At 74.7% G+C, this 16892-nt stretch carries 15 protein-coding genes and 2 pseudogenes; 10 read left to right on the forward strand and 7 right to left on the reverse strand.

Going from position 1 to position 16892, the window contains the following annotated elements:
• Positions 1–35: 35 nt before the first annotated feature.
• Positions 36–392 (reverse strand): annotated as a pseudogene (locus ACFTZC_RS40060) (FCD domain-containing protein); the annotation flags it as partial.
• Between ACFTZC_RS40060 and ACFTZC_RS40065 the strand changes: the two are divergent.
• From ACFTZC_RS40065 to ACFTZC_RS40080, 4 genes and pseudogenes are all read left to right on the forward strand, one after another.
• A pseudogene (locus ACFTZC_RS40065) lies at positions 336–1309 on the forward strand (MFS transporter); the annotation flags it as partial. The pseudogenes ACFTZC_RS40060 and ACFTZC_RS40065 overlap by 57 nt on opposite strands.
• A 24-nt stretch (positions 1310–1333) precedes the next feature.
• The gene (locus ACFTZC_RS40070) at positions 1334–2098 is read left to right on the forward strand and encodes a LamB/YcsF family protein (protein WP_382898817.1); all 765 of its coding nucleotides are present in this window, start codon (positions 1334–1336) and stop codon (positions 2096–2098) included.
• Positions 2095–2712, forward strand: a complete 618-nt coding sequence (pxpB, locus tag ACFTZC_RS40075; RefSeq protein WP_382898819.1) for a 5-oxoprolinase subunit PxpB — start codon at positions 2095–2097, stop codon at positions 2710–2712. Before ACFTZC_RS40070 ends, pxpB begins: the two co-directional genes overlap by 4 nt.
• Positions 2709–3611: a biotin-dependent carboxyltransferase family protein gene (locus tag ACFTZC_RS40080; RefSeq protein ID WP_382898821.1), complete on the forward strand. Its 903-nt coding sequence runs from the start codon at positions 2709–2711 to the stop codon at positions 3609–3611. Before pxpB ends, ACFTZC_RS40080 begins: the two co-directional genes overlap by 4 nt.
• Before the next feature lie 44 nt (positions 3612–3655).
• Here ACFTZC_RS40080 and ACFTZC_RS40085 read toward each other — a convergent pair whose 3' ends face one another.
• From ACFTZC_RS40085 to ACFTZC_RS40105, 5 genes are all read right to left on the reverse strand, one after another.
• The gene (locus tag ACFTZC_RS40085; protein ID WP_382898835.1) at positions 3656–4501 is read right to left on the reverse strand and encodes an SGNH/GDSL hydrolase family protein; all 846 of its coding nucleotides are present in this window, start codon (positions 4499–4501) and stop codon (positions 3656–3658) included.
• Positions 4502–4803: 302 nt separating this feature from the next.
• The gene (locus ACFTZC_RS40090) at positions 4804–6039 is read right to left on the reverse strand and encodes a glycosyltransferase (protein ID WP_382898822.1); all 1236 of its coding nucleotides are present in this window, start codon (positions 6037–6039) and stop codon (positions 4804–4806) included.
• Positions 6036–7154, reverse strand: a complete 1119-nt coding sequence (locus ACFTZC_RS40095) for a glycosyltransferase family 1 protein (protein WP_365815722.1) — start codon at positions 7152–7154, stop codon at positions 6036–6038. The genes ACFTZC_RS40090 and ACFTZC_RS40095 overlap by 4 nt, the downstream gene beginning before the upstream one ends.
• A gap of 287 nt (positions 7155–7441) precedes the next feature.
• A complete protein-coding gene (locus ACFTZC_RS40100) occupies positions 7442–8860 on the reverse strand; it encodes a HEAT repeat domain-containing protein (protein WP_382898824.1) in 1419 nt (472 codons plus the stop codon).
• 237 nt (positions 8861–9097) lie between these two features.
• Positions 9098–9490, reverse strand: coding sequence for an ankyrin repeat domain-containing protein (locus tag ACFTZC_RS40105; RefSeq protein ID WP_382898825.1), 393 nt, complete (start codon positions 9488–9490; stop codon positions 9098–9100).
• Between the two features lie 246 nt (positions 9491–9736).
• On the opposite strand from ACFTZC_RS40105, the gene ACFTZC_RS40110 reads away from it, so the two are divergent.
• Positions 9737–9931: a hypothetical protein gene (locus ACFTZC_RS40110; RefSeq protein WP_365815730.1), complete on the forward strand. Its 195-nt coding sequence runs from the start codon at positions 9737–9739 to the stop codon at positions 9929–9931.
• Between the two features lie 37 nt (positions 9932–9968).
• Entirely contained in the window at positions 9969–11582 is a 1614-nt protein-coding gene (locus ACFTZC_RS40115) for a hypothetical protein (RefSeq protein WP_382898827.1), read from the forward strand.
• A gap of 54 nt (positions 11583–11636) precedes the next feature.
• Here the strand turns inward: ACFTZC_RS40115 and ACFTZC_RS40120 are convergent, their stop codons facing one another.
• Positions 11637–13136 (reverse strand): PLP-dependent aminotransferase family protein, encoded by a 1500-nt coding sequence (locus ACFTZC_RS40120; protein ID WP_382898829.1) that lies wholly within the window; start codon positions 13134–13136, stop codon positions 11637–11639.
• Positions 13137–13236: 100 nt separating this feature from the next.
• Here ACFTZC_RS40120 and ACFTZC_RS40125 point away from each other — a divergent pair, with 100 nt between their 5' ends.
• The 4 genes from ACFTZC_RS40125 (at position 13237) to ACFTZC_RS40140 (ending at position 16819) form a co-directional block, all read left to right on the forward strand.
• On the forward strand, positions 13237–13995 hold the full coding sequence (locus ACFTZC_RS40125; RefSeq protein ID WP_382898831.1) for a YitT family protein: 759 nt from the start codon (positions 13237–13239) through the stop codon (positions 13993–13995).
• Positions 13992–14771, forward strand: a complete 780-nt coding sequence (locus tag ACFTZC_RS40130; RefSeq protein ID WP_382898833.1) for a glycerophosphodiester phosphodiesterase — start codon at positions 13992–13994, stop codon at positions 14769–14771. The genes ACFTZC_RS40125 and ACFTZC_RS40130 overlap by 4 nt, the downstream gene beginning before the upstream one ends.
• A 61-nt stretch (positions 14772–14832) precedes the next feature.
• The gene (locus ACFTZC_RS40135; protein ID WP_382898834.1) at positions 14833–16179 is read left to right on the forward strand and encodes an MFS transporter; all 1347 of its coding nucleotides are present in this window, start codon (positions 14833–14835) and stop codon (positions 16177–16179) included.
• Positions 16180–16444: 265 nt separating this feature from the next.
• On the forward strand, positions 16445–16819 hold the full coding sequence (locus ACFTZC_RS40140) for an RNA polymerase-binding protein RbpA (RefSeq protein WP_003959706.1): 375 nt from the start codon (positions 16445–16447) through the stop codon (positions 16817–16819).
• The last annotated feature ends 73 nt before the right edge of the window (positions 16820–16892 follow it).

The following is a 16892-nucleotide window of genomic DNA, read 5'->3' on the forward strand; positions in this document are numbered from 1 at the left end:
CCTCGCACTGACAACGGTCGAAACGACGCAGAACCTCAGTCCTTGTCCGCCGGCTCGTCGGCGACCAGGCCCGCGTACACCTCCACGACCTGCTCGCGCGAGTCGTCCAGATAGGCGGCGAGGAGGCGTTCCGTGCCGACCCGCTCGCCCGCCTTCAGGGATTCTTCTAGGAGTTGCCGGTTACGGGTGAGGTACGGCTCGTGCAGGGCGCGCGGGGCGTCCACGATGTGGAAGGCGAGGCGCAGTTCGGCCAGGACGCCGCGCATCAGCTCGTCGGTGCGCGCGCTGCCGGCGAGGGCGACCAGTTCCCGGTGGAAGTGGATGTTGGCGGTGGAGACGTCCTTCCACTGCCCCTTCTCCGGCGCGTGCTCAGCCTCGACAGCGGCCAGACCGGTCTGCTCACCACCGTCACGCTGGTCGTGTCGGCCATCGGCGGCGCCGTCGCCGGTGTGCTCGCCGACCGGATCGGCCGGGTGCGAGCCCTGATGATCACGGTGATCACCTACGCGGTCTTCACCGTGCTGTGCGGTTTCGCGCCGAACTACGAGACGCTGCTGGTCTTCCGCGCTCTCCAGGGGCTGGGCTTCGGCGGTGAGTGGGCGGTCGGCGCGATCCTCGTCGCCGAGTACGCCTCGGGGCGGCACCGCGGCCGTACGCTCGGCGCCGCGCAGAGCGCGTGGGCGGCCGGCTGGGCGCTCGCGGTCGTCGTCTGCACCCTGGTCTTCCAGTTCCTGGACGCGGACACCGCGTGGCAGGTGATGTTCTGGACAGGCGCGCTGCCCGCGCTGCTGATCGTCTACGTACGCCGCAACGTCAGCGACGCGCCCGCGGCGGCCGAACAGCGCCGCGCCGGCGTGCGGAAGGGCTCGTTCACCGCGATCTTCCGCAAGGACCTGCTGCGGACGACGCTCTTCGCGACCCTGATGTCCACCGGGGTGCAGGGCGGTTACTACACCCTCGCCACCTGGGTGCGCACCTTCCTCAAGAGCGAGCGCGGGCTCACCGTCGTCGGCACCGGCGGCTATCTGGCCTTCCTCATCTCCGGTGCCTTCACCGGCTATCTGACCGGCGGCTACCTCACCGACCGGCTCGGCAGGAAGAAGAACATCGCGCTCTTCGCGGTGCTGTCCGCCGCGGCGATCCTCGCGTACACCAACATCCCGTCGGCGCGCTCTTCCCGACGCTCGTCGGGTTCCTGACGACGAGCTGGGGCGTCGGCGGGGCCCTGGTGTTCGGCGCGGTCGGCTACGGTCTCGCCGTACTCGCGCTGCTCGGCCTGCCCGAGACCCGCGGGCGTGAACTGCTCTGACATCGCCGACCGGAAGGTGACTCCATGACCTGGGCGTCCATCGACCTCAACGCCGACCTCGGAGAGGGCTTCGGCCGCTGGCGGCTGACCGAGGACGAGGAACTCCTCTCCGTCGTCACCAGCGCCAACGTGGCCTGCGGCTTCCATGCCGGGGACGCGGCCACGATGCGGCGGGTCTGCGCGTGGGCCGCCGAGCGGGGGGTACGGATCGGCGCCCAGGTCTCGTACCGCGATCTGGCGGGCTTCGGACGGCGCCCGATGGAGGTGCCGGCCGACGAGCTGGCGGCCGAGGTCGCCTACCAGATCGGCGCGCTGGAGGTGTTCGCGAAGGCGGCGGGCGCCCGGGTCGCGTACGTCAAACCGCACGGCGCGCTGTACAACCGGGTGGTGCACGACGAGGAGCAGGCCGGGGCCGTCGTGGAGGGGGTGCGACTGACCGGCGAGCGGCTGCCGCTGCTCGGGCTGCCGGGTTCACGGCTGCACGGCATGGCGGAGAAGGCCGGACTCCCGGTCGTCACCGAGGCGTTCGCGGACCGCGCGTACACCGTGGAGGGCACGCTCGTGCCGCGCGGCCAGGAGGGGGCGGTGATCACGGATCCCGCGACGGTGGTGGAACGGGCCGTCTCCATGGCCCGGTTCGGCGTCGTCACCTCGCTGGGCGGGCAGTCCATCGGGGTCCGCGCCCGCTCGCTCTGTCTGCACGGCGACACCCCGGGCGCCGTCGGGCTCGCCCGGCGCGTCCGCGGCCGGCTGGAGGCGTCCGGCGTCCGGCTGGAGGCGTTCGTATGAGGGTGCTGCCCGTCGGCGAGCGGGCGCTGCTCGTCGAGGTGGCCGACGGACCCGCCGCCGAGGCGCTCCACGCCGAGCTGCTGCGCCGCCGCGCCGAGGGCACCCTCCCGCCGGTCGGGGAGATCGTGCCCGCCGCGCGGACGGTCCTGCTCGACGGGGTGGCCGACCCGGCCGGCCTCGCCGCGCGGCTCGGCGACCGGGAGAGCGCCGGGCCGTCCGTGGCCGAGGGGGCGGTGGTCGAGCTGCCCGTCCGGTACGACGGCGCCGATCTGGCGGAGGTGGCCGCGCTGTGGGGGGTGGCGGAGCAGGAGGTGGTACGGATCCACACGGCCACGGAGTTCCGGGTCGCGTTCTGCGGGTTCGCGCCCGGCTTCGGCTATCTCACCGGGCTGCCCGAGCGGTACGCCGTACCGCGCAGGACCACGCCCCGTACGGCGGTCCCGGCGGGCTCGGTCGGTCTCGCCGGCCCGTACACCGGGGTGTATCCGCGCTCCTCCCCCGGTGGCTGGCGGCTGATCGGGACGACGGACGCCGTCCTGTGGGACACCGCGCGGACCCCGCCGGCGCTGCTCGCGCCGGGGACGCGGGTGCGGTTCACGGCGGTGGACGGGTGACGGACCGCGCCTTCGCCGTCGTACGGCAGGGGCCGCTGACCACGGTGCAGGACCTGGGGCGCGGCGGCCACGCCCACCTGGGGGTGGCGCGCTCCGGGGCGCTGGACCGGCCCGCGCTGCGGCTGGCCAACCGGCTGGTGGGCAACGCGGAGGGGGACGCGGCCCTGGAGACGACGCTGGGCGGCTGCGCGGTACGGCCGCGGCGCGCGGTGACGGTGGCGGTCACCGGCGCGCCGTGCGCGGTCACGGTCGCCGGCCGTCCCGCGGCCTGGGGCGCGCCCGTACGGGTCCCGGCGGGCGCGGTCCTCGACATCGGTCCCGCGGTCTCCGGGGTACGGAGCTATGTGGCGTTCGGCGGCGGGATCGCGGTACGCCCGGTGCTGGGCAGCCGCGCCACGGATCTGCTCTCGGGGCTCGGACCCGCGCCGCTGCGGGACGGCGCGGTGGTGGAGCTGGGCCGTCCGGCGGGCCGGGCGGCGCGCCTCGACGTGGCGCCGGCCCCGGCGCCGCCGGACGAACTGGTGCTGCGGATCCGGCTGGGGCCGCGCGACGACTGGTTCACGCCCGCCGCGCTGCGGACGCTGACCACGGCGGTCTACCGGGTGTCGTCCGCGAGCAACCGGATCGGGCTGCGCACGCAGGGGCCGCCGCTGGAGCGCGCCGTGCCGGCCGAACTGCCCAGCGAGGGGCTGGTGGACGGGGCGGTGCAGGTGCCGCCCGACGGATGTCCGCTGGTGTTCCTGGCGGACCGGCCGACGACCGGCGGCTATCCGGTGGTCGCGGTCGTGGCCCGGCGGGACCTCGCGGCAGCGGCGCAGGCGGCGCCGGGGACACCGGTGCGCTTCGTCCCGGGGCGGGTGCCGGGCCGGGGGTCAGGGCGGGTGCCGGGGCGCCGCTGAACTCCGGGGCCGCGGCTCACTCTTCGTACGTCACTCCTTGTACGTCACTGTTCCCTCGGGGCGGCGAGCTGGGCGAGCGCCCCGGAGAGCGCGTGGTCGGCCCGCAGGTCGAGGCGGGCGCTGGTGCCGCGGGCCCAGTGCGTGACCTCGTCGCCCGCCAGCCGCAGCAGCTCCGGCAGCAGGTCACGGCAGCGGCGGGCCACCCACCCGGTGCCGGAGGTCGCGAGCCAGCGCAGTGACTCCGCGCGGGTGGGCGGCGGCCGGTCGGGGTCGAGCGCGGGCGGCGCCCCGAGGGCGAACCCGTGGCCGGCGAGCGACGCGTGGAAGCGCGCCGCGATCATCCGGTGGCCGCGCTCCCCCGGGTGCAGCCGGTCGGCGCTCCACAGCGAACGGTCGGCGACCCAGGCTGTGTCGGCCATGTGCAGATGGACGGTGTCGTACCGCGCGGCCAGCGCGTGGACGACGGCGTTGAGGGCCCGCTGGCGCCGGGCGAGCGGCCGGGCGAGCGGCGCGGGCAGCCCGAGCATGGCGCCGGGGTCGGGCAGACAGGCGGTGAGCAGGACGGTGCCCCGCGCGGCGAGGGCGGCGCAGACGCGGTCGAGGCGCGGGGCGAGGTCCTGGATGTCGAAGGCACAGCGGAGCGTGTCGTTGACGCCGACGACGACGGAGGCGATGTCGGGGGCGAACTCCAGCGCCTCGGGCGTCTGCCGCTCCTCGACGTCGCGGGTGAGGGCGCCGCTGACCGCGAAGTTCCGGAACCACTCCTCCTCCGCGCCCTCGGTGGCGCCGAGGGCGCCGCCGAGCAGCGCGGCCCACCCGCGCCAGCCGTCCCCGTCCACCGGGTCGCCGATCCCCGCGGTGAGGGAGTCCCCGAGCGCGGCGAACCGCAGGGGCGTGACCGTGGGGACGGTCGCCGGGCCGGCCTGCGCGGAGCCCGCGTCCCCGGCCGCCGCCGACCCGGGGACGCCGGGGCGGCCGGTGCCGCCACGGCGCGGTGTGGGCACCGTGTCCAGCGGCGTCGGCACCGGGTCCGGCCGCGGCCCCGCGCCCGGCGGGCGCGCGTGCGTGGCCGGCGGGCGCGCCACCGTGGCCGGGGGACGGGCCGTCGTGGCCGGGGGACGGGCCGTCGTGGCCGGGGGACGGGCCGTCGTGGCGGGCGCCCCGCCCGGCGTGCCGGGTCTCGGCCGGGTCGTCATCGCGGGGCCCCGCCGGGGCGGACGGCCGGAGCCGGCGCCGCGGCCGTCGGCACGGGCGACGCCGCGTGCGGGGACGGGGTGGGCGAGGAGAGGAGCGCCGGAGCACCGCTCCCCGGGGCGTCGTGCGCCGCGAGGAACGCCGCCACCGCCGTGTCCCAGCCGAAGAGTTCGGCCCGCGCGCGGGCCGCCGCTCGGCGGACGGCCTCCGGGCGGGCCAGCAGGTCCTCGACGGCGTCCGCGAAGGAATGCGCGTCGTCCGCCGCCGCCCGGCCCGCGTCCCCGATCACCTCGGGCAGCGCGGACGACGCGCTCGCGACGACCGGGGTGCCGCAGGCGAGCGCCTCCAGGGCCGAGAGGCCGAAGGTCTCGGCCGGGCCCGGCGCCAGACAGATGTCGGCGGAGGCCTGGAGATCCGCCATGGCGGCACGGTCGCCGACATGGCCGAGGAAGTGCGCGGGCAGCCGCTGCGCCTGGGCCCGGCGGGCCAGCCCGGCACGCAGCGGCCCCTCGCCCGCGACGACCAGCGACGCCCGTACCCCGCGCCGCCGCAGCTCCGCCAGCGCGTCGAGCGCCGCGCCGGGGCGCTTCTCGACCGAGAGCCGGGACCCGAGGACGAGCAGGACATCAGCGCCCCGGGCGTACCGGGCGCGCAGGTCCGGGTCGCGGCGCTGCGGGCGGCAGCGGTCCAGGTCGACCCCGAGCGGGGCGCGCACCACGTTGCGGGCGCCGATCCGCAGGAACTCGCGCTCCGCCCACTCGGTGGTGCAGACGATCCGGGAGTACGCCCAGGCGCTGCGCGCGTTGAGCCGGTCGGCCGCCCGCCCGGCCGCCGCCCCGGGGACGCCCCAGGTGCGCAGCACCCCGTCGGCCGTCTCGTGGGAGACCATGACGGACGGGATCCGGTGGCGCCTGGCCCATTCGCCGGTCCAGCGCAGGGTGGTCCGGTCGGAGACTTCGAGCCGGTCGGGCGCGAGCCCTTCGAGGACGTCGCGCAGCGGGCGGCGCGCGGCGAGGACGCGGTAGCCGCCGGTGCCGGGCAGTTCGGGGCCCGGCAGGGTGATCACCCGGCCCTGCCCGGTCTCCTCGTCGGAGGCGCGTTCCCCCGGCACGATCAGCACCGGTTCGTGTCCGGCCGCGCGGTAGCCGGCGCCCAGCGCGTGCAGGGCGGTGCGCAGTCCGCCGGAGGACGGCGTGACGAAGTTGGCGAGCCGTACGATCCGCAGGGCGCTCACGCGACCACCGCCGTACGCGCGCCGAGCACCTCGGCGTAGTGGCCGAGGAGCTGGTCCCCGACGGCGGCCCAGGTCCGGTCCTCGACCGCGGCGCGGCCGGCCCGCCCGTAGGCGGCGCGGCGCGCGGGCGCGTGGGCGAGTTCGCGCACGGCCTCCGTGACGGCGTCGGTGTCGTGCGGGGTGACGAGGAGTCCCGTACGGCCGTGGTCCACGAGGTCGAGCGGTCCGCCCGCGGCGGGGGCGATCACCGGCACGCCGCTGGCCATGGCCTCCTGCACGGTCTGGCAGAAGGTCTCGTAGGGGCCGGTGTGCGCGAAGACGTCGAAGGAGGCGAAGGTCCTGGCCAGGTCCTCGCCGGTGGTGCGGCCGAGGAAGACCGCGCCGGGCAGCGCGGTGCGCAGCGAGGTCTCGCTGGGGCCGTCGCCGACGATCACGACGCGGACGCCGGGCAGGCCGCAGACGCCCGCGAGGAGTTCGACGTGCTTCTCGGCGGCGAGCCGGCCGACGTAGCCGACGATCAGTTCGCCGTGCGGGGCGAGCCGGCGCCGCAGCGCCTCGTCCCGCAGTTCGGGCCGGAACCGTACGGTGTCGACGCCCCGGGGCCAGAGGCTGACCCGGGGTATGCCGTGCTCGGCGAGGTCGGCGACGGCGGCGCTGGACGGGGCGAGGGTGCGGTCGGCCGCGGTGTGCACGGCCTTGAGCCGGCGCCAGGCGGCGGCCTCGCCCGCGCCCACGTACGTACGGGCGTAGCCGGCGAGGTCGGTCTGGTAGACGGCGACGGCGGGGACGCCGAGGCGGGCGGCGGCCGTCATGCCGCGCACGCCGAGTACGAAGGGGCTGGCGAGGTGGACGAGGTCGGCGCGGTGCGCGGTGATGGCCGCGGCGATCCGGCGGCTGGGCAGGGCGACGCGTACCTGGGGATAGCCGGGCAGCGGGAGGGAGGGCACGCGTACCACGGGGCACGGTGTGTCGGTCTCGTCGTCGCCGGCGACGGACGGGGCGATGACGAGGGGGTCGTGACCGCGCGCGGCGAGGTGCCGGGCGGTCTGGAGGGCGCAGTGGGCCACGCCGTTGACATCGGGCGGGAAGGACTCGGTGACGATGACGACACGCATATCCGTGTTGTCGTCGTACCGAACGTGTCCCTGCCAACGTGGATCTTTCCGCGTGGGGAACGTCCCGTGAGCATTGGAAGCGGGTGACGTCCCCGCACCCGGCGTAGTCACCGGGACCGTGCGCGGAAGTCACCGGGACAGCGGGTAAGGAGCGCGCGCCGGCGTACGAGGGCGCCGAGGGCGTGGGGCCCTCGGCGCCCTTACGTCAGGGCGACGCCGTGGCGGCGACGGGGTGACGGCACAGGGTCAGGGCGTCGCGTCCGGGCCGTGGGGGCCGGGCCGGGGCGTCACCTGGCCGCCGTGTCCGGGCCCATGCGGCTGCGTACGGCCGTCTGCACCTCGGCCTCCTCGGCCGGGTCGGCGGCGAGCCGCCGGAGCCGGTCGGCCACCCGTACGTCGCCGGTCTCGGCGTGCAGCGCGCCGATCTCCCGGGTGGTCTCCTCGCAGTCCCACAGGCATTCGACGGCGAATCCGGTGGCGTACGAGGGGTCGGTGGCGGCGAGTGCCCGTGCCGCGCGGCCCCGGAGCTGGGAGGACGCCGTCTCCCGGTAGACATGGCGCAGCACGGGCGCCGCGCAGACGATGCCGAGGCGGCCCGCGCCGTCGACGAGACTCCACAGCCGCGGGGAGTCGGGGCCTTCGGCGCGTACGGTCTCCCGCAGGGCGCCGAGGACCAGGGGGGTGTCCTTCGTGCCGCCGCGGCAGGCGAGGACCCCGGCGGCGGAGGCGCCGAGCGCGTCGGGGCGGTGGATCCAGCCCCGGGCGCGGTCGACGGCCTCGTCGCCGCACATCCGCTCGAAGGCGGAGACCGCGGCGTCGGCGACGGCGCGGTGCGGGTCGCCGGCCGCCGTCTCGATCAGGTCGAGCACGACCGGGTCGCGGGCCTCGGCCAGGTAGTGGAGCGCGGCGCAGCGGGCCCCGCCGGGTCCGCCGCGGGCGGCCTCGACGATGAGCGGGCGGTCGCCGGGGCCGGCGACGGCGGTGAGGCAGCGGGCCGCGGGCAGGTGGAGTTCGGTGCCGCGTTCCAGGCCCTGCTGGGCCCAGTCGAAGACGGCCTGGACGCTCCAGCCGGGGCGGGGTCCGCTCGGCCGCATCTGGCGCTGCCAGCGGTCGAAGGAGCCCTGTTCGCCGGCGGCTCTGATGCGGGCGCCGACCGCCGGGCGCGGGTCGTCGGCCCAGAGCCGCCAGGGCCGGGGTTCGAAGGCGTCGCGCACGGTGGACGCCAGTTCGGCGTCGCCGTCGGGGGTGGCGGGGAACCGGGCGAGGACGGGGGTGGCGAGGGCGCGCAGGCCCGTGTCGTCGTCGCGCAGCGCCAGCTCGTCCAGCGCCCACGCCCAGTTGGTGCCGGTCGCGGTGTAGCGCCGGAGCAGGTCGAGCGCGTCGTGCCTGCCGTACGAGGCGAGGTGGCCGAGGACGGCGAGGGCGAGCCCGGTCCGTGACTCGTCGGTGTCGAGGTGGTCCTCGGCGCGGAAGAGGTGGTCGCCGATGGCGTCGAGACCGCCGTGGATGTCCAGATAGAGACGGGCGTAGTACAGCGAGCGGTTCTCGACCTGCCAGTCGTGGCGGGGGTCGTTCAGCACGCAGTGGTCGAGGGCGGCGAGCGCCTCCGCGCGGGGTGCGGCGAGCGCGTGCAGTGTGCCGTCGCCGCGGCCCCTCTGCAGCAGGCCGAGGAGCGTGCCGCTCGGCGCTATGACTGGATCGAACATGGAGAAAGCCTCACATCAAGCTGTCGACGCAACCGGGGAGTGTGGTGCCGAAGCCCTCTCGGGCCTGACGCACGTCCTAGACCGCGCGGCAACATGATCGGCCGTCCGTTGTCGTCTTCTGCCTAACGCAGACCATCTTCCCTGCCTCTCGTCGGTGGCCCTCCGTGGGCCCGTCGTCATGATGACCCAGCCATTTCGCCACCGCGACCACATTTACGACGCTGTCCGTCACGACGGTCACCGGGCCCCGAACAGCTCCAGGAGGTGCGTCTTCCCAAACATCCGCGCGGTATCCACCGCCGAGGGGCTGCCCGCGGCCGGATCCGCGCCGCCGGCCAGCAGGGCGCGGATGATCTCGTCCTCGCCCTTGAAGACCGCGCCGGCGAGCGGTGTCTGGCCGTGGTCGTTCACCCGGGCGGCGTCGGCGCCACGGGCGAGGAGCGCCTCGACGGCCGGCAGGTGGCCGTGGTAGGCGGCGAGCATGAGGAGCGAGTCGCCCCGGTCGTTGGTGAGGTTGGCGGGCACACCCGCGTCGACGTACGCGGCGAGCGTCTCGGCCTCGCCCGTCCTGGCCAGGTCGAAGACCTTGGTGGCCAGTTCGATGACCTGGGGGTCGGGGGCTTCGCTCATCGGTGGGACCGCCTTCCGGAGTCTGTGCGGAATGAAGAGTCTGTGCGGAATGAACCGACAGATTACTGCCCGGAGCGCTAAGAGGAAGCGAAGAGTCCGGACGTCCGCCGACGGAGTGGAGGCCCATCTGCGCCAGTGCAGTGAAATGCTTAAATCTTCACTCATTTGCACCTTTTGTCGCATAGATACTTTTCGTGATCCTGGAAGGACTCATGGTGACTGTCCGCACGAACCAGGAGAATGCTCATGATTCTGTCCATGTCCGGCGTCGTACTGCTCGGAATCATCGTCTTCCTCTTCTTCCGGAAGGACGGACTCAAGGTGTCGCACGCGATCGTCTGCGCCCTCTTCGGCTTCTACCTGGCGGGCACCGCCATCGCCCCGAGCATCACGGCCGGCGGGGCGAGCCTCGCCGGCCTCCTGGGCGGGATCAAGTTCTGACGCCCGCCCCTCCCCTCCGCACCCCCAGGAGACAGACGTGGCCCGGCGACCACTCCCCCACCTTCCGGCCGGCAGCGGCGAACGCGTCGCGCGCGGGCGCGAGTTGGCCCATACGGCAGCGGACGGCGCCCGGGACGCCCTGCACCCGCTGATCACGATCGGCCGCGGTCTGCGGATGATGGCCGCGGCGGCGCGCCGGAGCTGGACGGACACGCCCAAGGACCGGCGCGGGCCCGCGCTCTTCCTGGCCGCCGCCTGCCTCCTGCTGGTCGCGCTCCTCCCGTACGGGCCGCCGCTCCTGCTGGTCTCGGTGCTGGGCGTGGCCGGCTGGAAGGGACGGGACCGTCCGCCCGTACCGACCGGGCCCGACGAGGCGGAGGTACGGCGGCTCGTTTCCCTCTACGAGGCGCTCGTACCGCACTTCGCCGTCCCCGAGGACCCGAGTCCGCTCTTCCGACACGGCGGCGAGTGGAGCACCGCCTTCGCCGACCACGCCTTCGACGGCGACGGACGGCTCACCCGGCTGCGGGTCGCCTACCCGCCGTACTTCCCCGACGGGGAGCCCGCCGCCCGCGCCCGGATCGAGCAGCTGCTCCAGGCCAAGTCCGGACGCGGGCGCGAATATCTCTTCGACTGGGACGAGGAGGACAACCTCCTGCTGATGACCGTCCTGCCCCCGCTCCCCACCGACATCGCCGCGCAGTGCTTCGTCACGGCGCCGGGCGAGAGCCTCCTCGGCTTCACCGACGAGGGCGCGGTGCCGCGCACGATTCCCGTGGCGGCCGCCGCCGGGCACCGGGACGCGCCCCCGGTCCTCTGGCGGACCGGGCCGCGCTCCGCCGCACCGCATCTGCTGGTCGCGGGCCATCCCGGCGGCGGCGCCACGAGCCTGCTGCGCTCGCTCGCGCTCCAGGCCCTCCCGGACGCCGACATCCTGGTCGTGGACGGCGGCGGGACCGGCGAGTTCGCCTGCCTGGCCGGGCGTACGGGCGTGCTGGCCGTGGAGTGCGGGCTCACCGGGGCGCTTACCGGCCTCGAATGGGCCGCGCGCGAGACCGAACGGCGGCTGATCGAGGCCGACCGCGCCCTCCAGTCCGGCCATCCCGCCCCCGAGGACACCCGGCGCCCGTTGTGGATCCTGTGCGACCGGCCCGGCGCCCTCGGCCATCTCGCGGCGGCCGACGGGCGGCCCGACCCGCAGGGCCTGCTCCAGGTGCCGCTGCGCCACGGCAGGGCCGCCCGGGTGACGGTCGTGGTCGCCGAACACCTCGACGCCCTGGGCGAGCTGAGCGAGGACGTGAGGGCGCAAACCCGCGCCCGGGTCGTCCTCGGGCCCGCCGCGCCCGCGCTGGTGGAGGCGGTGCTCGGGGTCCCCCCGCACACCACGCCCACGCCGGACGTGCCGCCCGGCCGGGGGTACGTACGGCTCGGCGCGGCGCAGGTGCTCCGGCTCCAGGTCCCGGCCACGCCCGACCCGTACGACGACGCGACGAGCGAGCCGCACCGCCGCGCCGTGCTGGATCTCCTGCCGCCCCGGCAGCAGTTCCCGCGACGGGCGTACGGGCAGGACCGGGCGTACGAGCGGGTGCCCGGGCAGGAGCCGGAGCCGGCCCTCGGGCAGGTCCCCGCGCCGCTGACCGCCGAGGGCTGACCGGACGGAAAGCGCGCCCGGCCGCCCCCACTGTCCCCGGGGCCTGCCGGGCGGTCAGGCCACGAAGGTGCGCGGCGCGTCCGTGCCCGTGGTCGCGCCCGTCGCGACCAGGCGCGCCGCCGCCGCGAGCCGGGCCGCCGCCTCCACGGCGACCGGGCCGCCGACGGTGAACGGCAGCCGTACATACCCCTCGAACGCCCCGTCGACCCCGAAGCGGGGCCCCGAGGGCACCCGGACCCCGACCCGCTCGCCGACCTCCGCCAGCCGGGACCCGGAGAGCCCGCCGGTCCGCACCCACAGGGTCAGCCCGCCGTGCGGCACGTCGAAGCCCCAGCCGGGGAGCTGCTCACGCACCGCCGCCACCAGCGCGTCCCGGTTCTCGCGCGCCTGGGTGCGGCGCAGCGCGACGGCCTCCTCCCAGCCGCCGGTCCGCATCAGCCAGTTGACGGCGAGCTGTTCCAGCACCGGGGTGCCCAGATCGGCGTAGGCGCGCGCCGCGACGAGGGAGCGGATCACGTCGGGGGCGGCGCGGACCCAGCCGATCCGCATCCCCGCCCAGAACGCCTTGCTGGCCGAGCCGACCGTGAGGACCGTACTGCCCGCCGGATCGAAGGCACAGACCCGGCGCGGCATCTCCACCTCCGGGTCGAGGCGCAGTTCGGACATGGTCTCGTCGACGACGAGGACGGTGCCCGCCGAGCGCGCCGCGTCGACGAGCGCGCGCCGCTGGTCCTCGTCGGCCAGCGCGCCCGTGGGGTTGTGGAAGTCGGCGACGACATACGCGAGCCGGGGCGCCGCGTCCCGCAGCACCTGGCGCCAGCGGCCGAGGTCCCAGCCGGCCAGCCCCTCGGCCATGGCGACGGGCACCAGCCGGGCGCCCGCCTCGCGCATGAGCTGGAGGATGTTGGCGTAGCTGGGCGACTCCACCGCGATCCGTTCGCCGCGCCCCGCGAAGAGATGGCAGATCGCGTCGATCGCGCCCATGGCGCCGGTGGTGACCATGATCTGCTCGGGCATCGTCGGGACGCCCAGCGCGGTGTAGCGGTCGGCGAGCATCTGCCGCAGCGCCGGGAGCCCGGCCGGATAGTCACCGTGGGTGTGGGCGTACGGCGCCAGCTCGCCCAGCGCGCCCTGGACGCCCCGGGTGAGCCAGGGCTCGGGGGCGGGCAGCGCGGCCGTGCCGAGGTCGATGACGGAGCCGAGCGATTCGGGCGGCAGGGGTTCGAGGCCCCGCGCGGGCAGCGGGTGCCCCGCCGGGACGGCCGTCCAACTGCCCGCGCCCCTGCGGGACTCCAGGAAACCCTCGGCGCGCAGCGCCTCGTACGCGGCGGCCACCGTCGTACGGCTCACGGACACGGCGAGCGCCAGTTCCCGCTCGGCGGGGAGGCGGGCGGCGACGGGGACACGGCCCTCCAGCACGAGGAGCCGGATACCGTCGGCGAGCGCCCGGTAGGCGGGCAGGCGGCGGCTGCCGGGGCCGGCCGGCCGGGGCTGCTGGGCTTGGAGCTGCCGGGCGAGTTGCGACGCTCCGACCGCCGAGGTCCACTGCGCCATGGAAATCAGTCCACCTTCCCGGAATTGGACCTGGTTGTCCGTTGTCCACCCGCCACAGAGTGACACGCATCAGTCCACCATGGCACCAAGGAACGGCACAGTGTCGACTTTCCCCGGTTCATCCGGCCCCTCCAGTTCGCCCGGACCCTCCATTTCATCCGGATCCTCCAGTTCGTCCGGCGCCACAGACACGCTCGGCGCCTCCGGCCCGGGGCCCCGACGCCTCACCCGCCGTCTCTGCCAGCTCTACGCCGGGCTCGCGCTGTACGGGGCGAGCTCGGCGCTGCTGGTGCGCGGGGGCCTGGGGCTGGAGCCGTGGGGCGTGCTGCACCAGGGGCTCGCCGAGCTGACCGGGCTCTCCATGGGGGTGGTCGCGATCGCCGTGGGGGCGGCGGTGCTGCTGCTCTGGATACCGATCAGGCAGCGACCGGGGCTGGGCACGGTCTCCAACGTCTTCGCCGTCGGGCTGGCCATCGACGCGACGCTGGCCCTGGTCCCCGCGGCGCACGGGCTGCCGGCCCGGATCGCGCTGCTGGTCGCCGGGATCGTGCTCAACGGGGTGGCCACCGGGCTGTACATCGCCGCCCGGTTCGGCCCGGGGCCGCGGGACGGGCTGATGACCGGGCTGCACCGGCTGACCGGCCGTTCGGTGCGGCTGGTCCGTACCGCGATCGAGGTGGCCGTCGTCGCCACCGGCTTCGCGCTGGGCGGCTCGGTGGGCGTGGGTACGGTGGCGTACGCGCTGGCCATCGGCCCCCTGGCCCAGTTCTTCCTGCGGGTCTTCGCCATCCCCGCGGCGGGCGACGGTCGTACGGTGGTCGCCGCCGGGTCACCGGAAGGCGCCATACTGCGGCGGTGACGCGCGAACTCCACCCTTATCTGGACCGGCCCGGCGCGGTACGCCCCGGCCCGATCCCCTTCGCCCACCGCGGCGGCGCCGCCGACGGCCTGGAGAACACGGCCGCCGCGTTCCGCCGGGCGGCCGGTCTCGGCTACCGCTACTTCGAGACCGATGTGCACGCCACCTCGGACGGCCGGCTCGTCGCCTTCCACGACGCGACACTGGACCGGGTGACGGACGCGCGGGGCCGTATCGCGGAGCTGCCCTGGCACGAGGTGCGCCGGGCCAGGGTGGCGGGCCGCGAGCCGCTGCCGCTCTTCGCCGAACTGCTGGAGGAGTTCCCCGAGGCCCGCTGGAACGTGGACATCAAGGCGGCGCCCGCGCTGGCCCCGCTGGTCGAGCTGATCCGCGCGACGGGGAGCTGGGACCGGGTGTGCGTCGGCTCGTTCTCCGAGGCCAGGGTGGCCGCCGCGGCCCGGCTCGCGGGCCCCCGGCTCGCCACCTCGTACGGGGTACGGGGCGTGGCGGGCCTGCGGCTGCGGTCGTACGGGATCCCCGCCCCGGTCCGCCGCGGCGCCGTGTGCGCGCAGGTGCCCGAGTCGCAGTACGGCATCCGGGTGGTGGACGAGCGCTTCGTCCGGACGGCGCACGCTCTCGGCCTCCAGGTCCATGTCTGGACGGTCAACGATCCCGCGCGGATGGAGGCGCTGGTCGACCTCGGCGTGGATGGCATCATGACTGATCAACTGGAAACGCTGCGCACGGTGTTGGCCGCGCGGGGAGCCTGGGGGTAGTGCCCGTGGCAGGCACGGCCGGCGGGCGCGGCGTCCGTACGGGGAGAGCGAGGCAGCGCGGGTGACCGCTGACACGGTGGAACGGGCCGACGGGGCCAAGGCCCTCAGGCGTGAGCAACACGGCTGGTACTTCTACGACTTCGCGTGCTCGGTCTATTCGACGAGCGTGCTCACCGTCTTCCTCGGCCCCTATCTGACCTCGGTGGCGAAGAACGCCGCGGACGCCGAGGGCTTCGTCCATCCCCTGGGTGTCCCGGTGCGGGCGGGCTCGGTCTTCGCGTACGCGGTCTCCGTCTCGATCGTGGTGGCGGTGCTGGTGATGCCGCTGGTGGGCGCGGCGGCGGACCGTACGGGGCGCAAGAAGCCGCTGCTCGCGGCGGCCGCGTACGTCGGGGCGACGGCCACGACCTGCATGTTCTTCCTCGACGGGGACCGCTATCTGCTGGGCGCGCTGCTGCTGGTCGTGGCGAACGCCGCGCTGGCGGTCTCGATGGTGCTCTACAACGCGTACCTGCCGCAGATCTCGGAACCCGACGAGCGCGACGCGGTCTCCTCGCGGGGCTGGGCGTTCGGCTACACCTCGGGGGCGCTGGTCCTCGTCCTCAATCTGGTCCTGTACACCGGGCACGACACCTTCGGTGTCTCGGAGTCGACGGCGGTACGGATCTGTCTGGCCTCGGCGGGGCTCTGGTGGGGTGCCTTCACCCTCGTACCGCTGCGCCGGCTGCGCGACCGCCAGGTGGCGCCGCACGGCGAGGGGACGGTGGGCACCGGCTGGCGGCAGCTCATGGCCACGCTGCGGGACATGCGCCGCCATCCGCTGACGCTGGGCTTCCTGCTCGCCTATCTGATCTACAACGACGGCATCCAGACGGTGATCTCCCAGGCGTCGGTCTACGGCTCGGAGGAGCTGGGCCTGGACCAGACGACCCTGATCACCGCCGTGCTGCTGGTGCAGGTCCTGGCGGTGGCGGGCGCGCTGGGGATGGGCCGGATGGCCAGGCTGTACGGGGCCAAACGCGTCATCCTGGGTTCGCTGGCCGTCTGGACGCTGATCCTCGCGGCGGGCTACTTCCTGCCCGCCGGGGCGCCGGTCGCGTTCTATCTGATGGCCGCGGCGATCGGGCTGGTCCTGGGCGGCAGCCAGGCACTCTCGCGTTCGCTCTTCTCGCATCTCGTACCGAGCGGCAAGGAGGCCGAGTACTTCTCCGCGTACGAGATGAGCGACCGGGGGCTGAGCTGGCTGGGGCCGCTCGTGTTCGGTCTCGCGTTCCAGCTCACCGGGAGCTACCGGGATGCGATCATCTCGCTGGTGGTCTTCTTCGCGATCGGTTCCGTGCTGCTGGCGCGGGTGCCGGTCAAGGCGGCGATCGCCGCCGCGGGGAATCCCGTACCGGACCGGATTTAGACGTTGAAGTGAAAGGGCGGTAGTGTACGCGTTTGGCCTGCCAGGCGGACCGTTACTGCGTACTCGACCAATGAAATCGCTGGGTGACATCTCCTGTTAGATGTGACAAACCGGGCGCCGGTGGGTACGCAACCCTTGATAATGCAGCGGCACGACGGACGAGGCATGACCCGCAACGGGAATCTTTACCGCCGACCGAACGTTGACCGGATGACGACGACAGCGACACCTGTCCTGTGGGCGACAAGCCCGGGAGGCACGATTCATGAGTGAGCGAGCTCTCCGCGGCACGCGACTCGTGGTGACCAGCTACGAGACGGACCGCGGCATCGATCTGGCCCCGCGCCAGGCGGTGGAGTACGCATGCCAGAACGGCCATCGATTTGAGATGCCGTTCTCGGTGGAGGCGGAAATTCCGCCGGAGTGGGAGTGCAAGGCGTGTGGCGCCCAGGCACTCCTGGTGGACGGGGATGGCCCCGAAGAGAAGAAGGGCAAGCCTGCGCGTACGCACTGGGACATGCTCATGGAGCGGCGCACCCGCGAGGAGCTGGAGGAGGTGCTGGCCGAGAGGCTGGCGGTCCTGCGCTCCGGCGCCATGAACATCGCCGTGCACCCGCGGGACAGCCGGAAGTCCGCCTGACCGCGTAACCGCCGCACACGACAAGCGCACAACAGCACACGCCGCGGGCCGCGTCACACGAACTGTGTGACGC

Origin of the sequence: Streptomyces sp. NPDC056987 (assembly GCF_042673865.1) — a bacterium.
Classification (GTDB): Bacteria; Actinomycetota; Actinomycetes; order Streptomycetales; family Streptomycetaceae; genus Streptomyces.

Coding starts and splice junctions, on each gene's coding strand:
- ACFTZC_RS40070 (WP_382898817.1), top strand. CDS start 1,334: ATGACCTGGGCGTCCATCGACCTCAACGCCGACCTCGGAGAGGGCTTC.
- pxpB (WP_382898819.1), top strand. CDS start 2,095: ATGAGGGTGCTGCCCGTCGGCGAGCGGGCGCTGCTCGTCGAGGTGGCC.
- ACFTZC_RS40095 (WP_365815722.1), bottom strand. CDS start 7,154: ATGCGTGTCGTCATCGTCACCGAGTCCTTCCCGCCCGATGTCAACGGC.
- ACFTZC_RS40100 (WP_382898824.1), bottom strand. CDS start 8,860: ATGTTCGATCCAGTCATAGCGCCGAGCGGCACGCTCCTCGGCCTGCTG.
- ACFTZC_RS40105 (WP_382898825.1), bottom strand. CDS start 9,490: ATGAGCGAAGCCCCCGACCCCCAGGTCATCGAACTGGCCACCAAGGTC.
- ACFTZC_RS40110 (WP_365815730.1), top strand. CDS start 9,737: ATGATTCTGTCCATGTCCGGCGTCGTACTGCTCGGAATCATCGTCTTC.
- ACFTZC_RS40120 (WP_382898829.1), bottom strand. CDS start 13,136: ATGGCGCAGTGGACCTCGGCGGTCGGAGCGTCGCAACTCGCCCGGCAG.
- ACFTZC_RS40140 (WP_003959706.1), top strand. CDS start 16,445: ATGAGTGAGCGAGCTCTCCGCGGCACGCGACTCGTGGTGACCAGCTAC.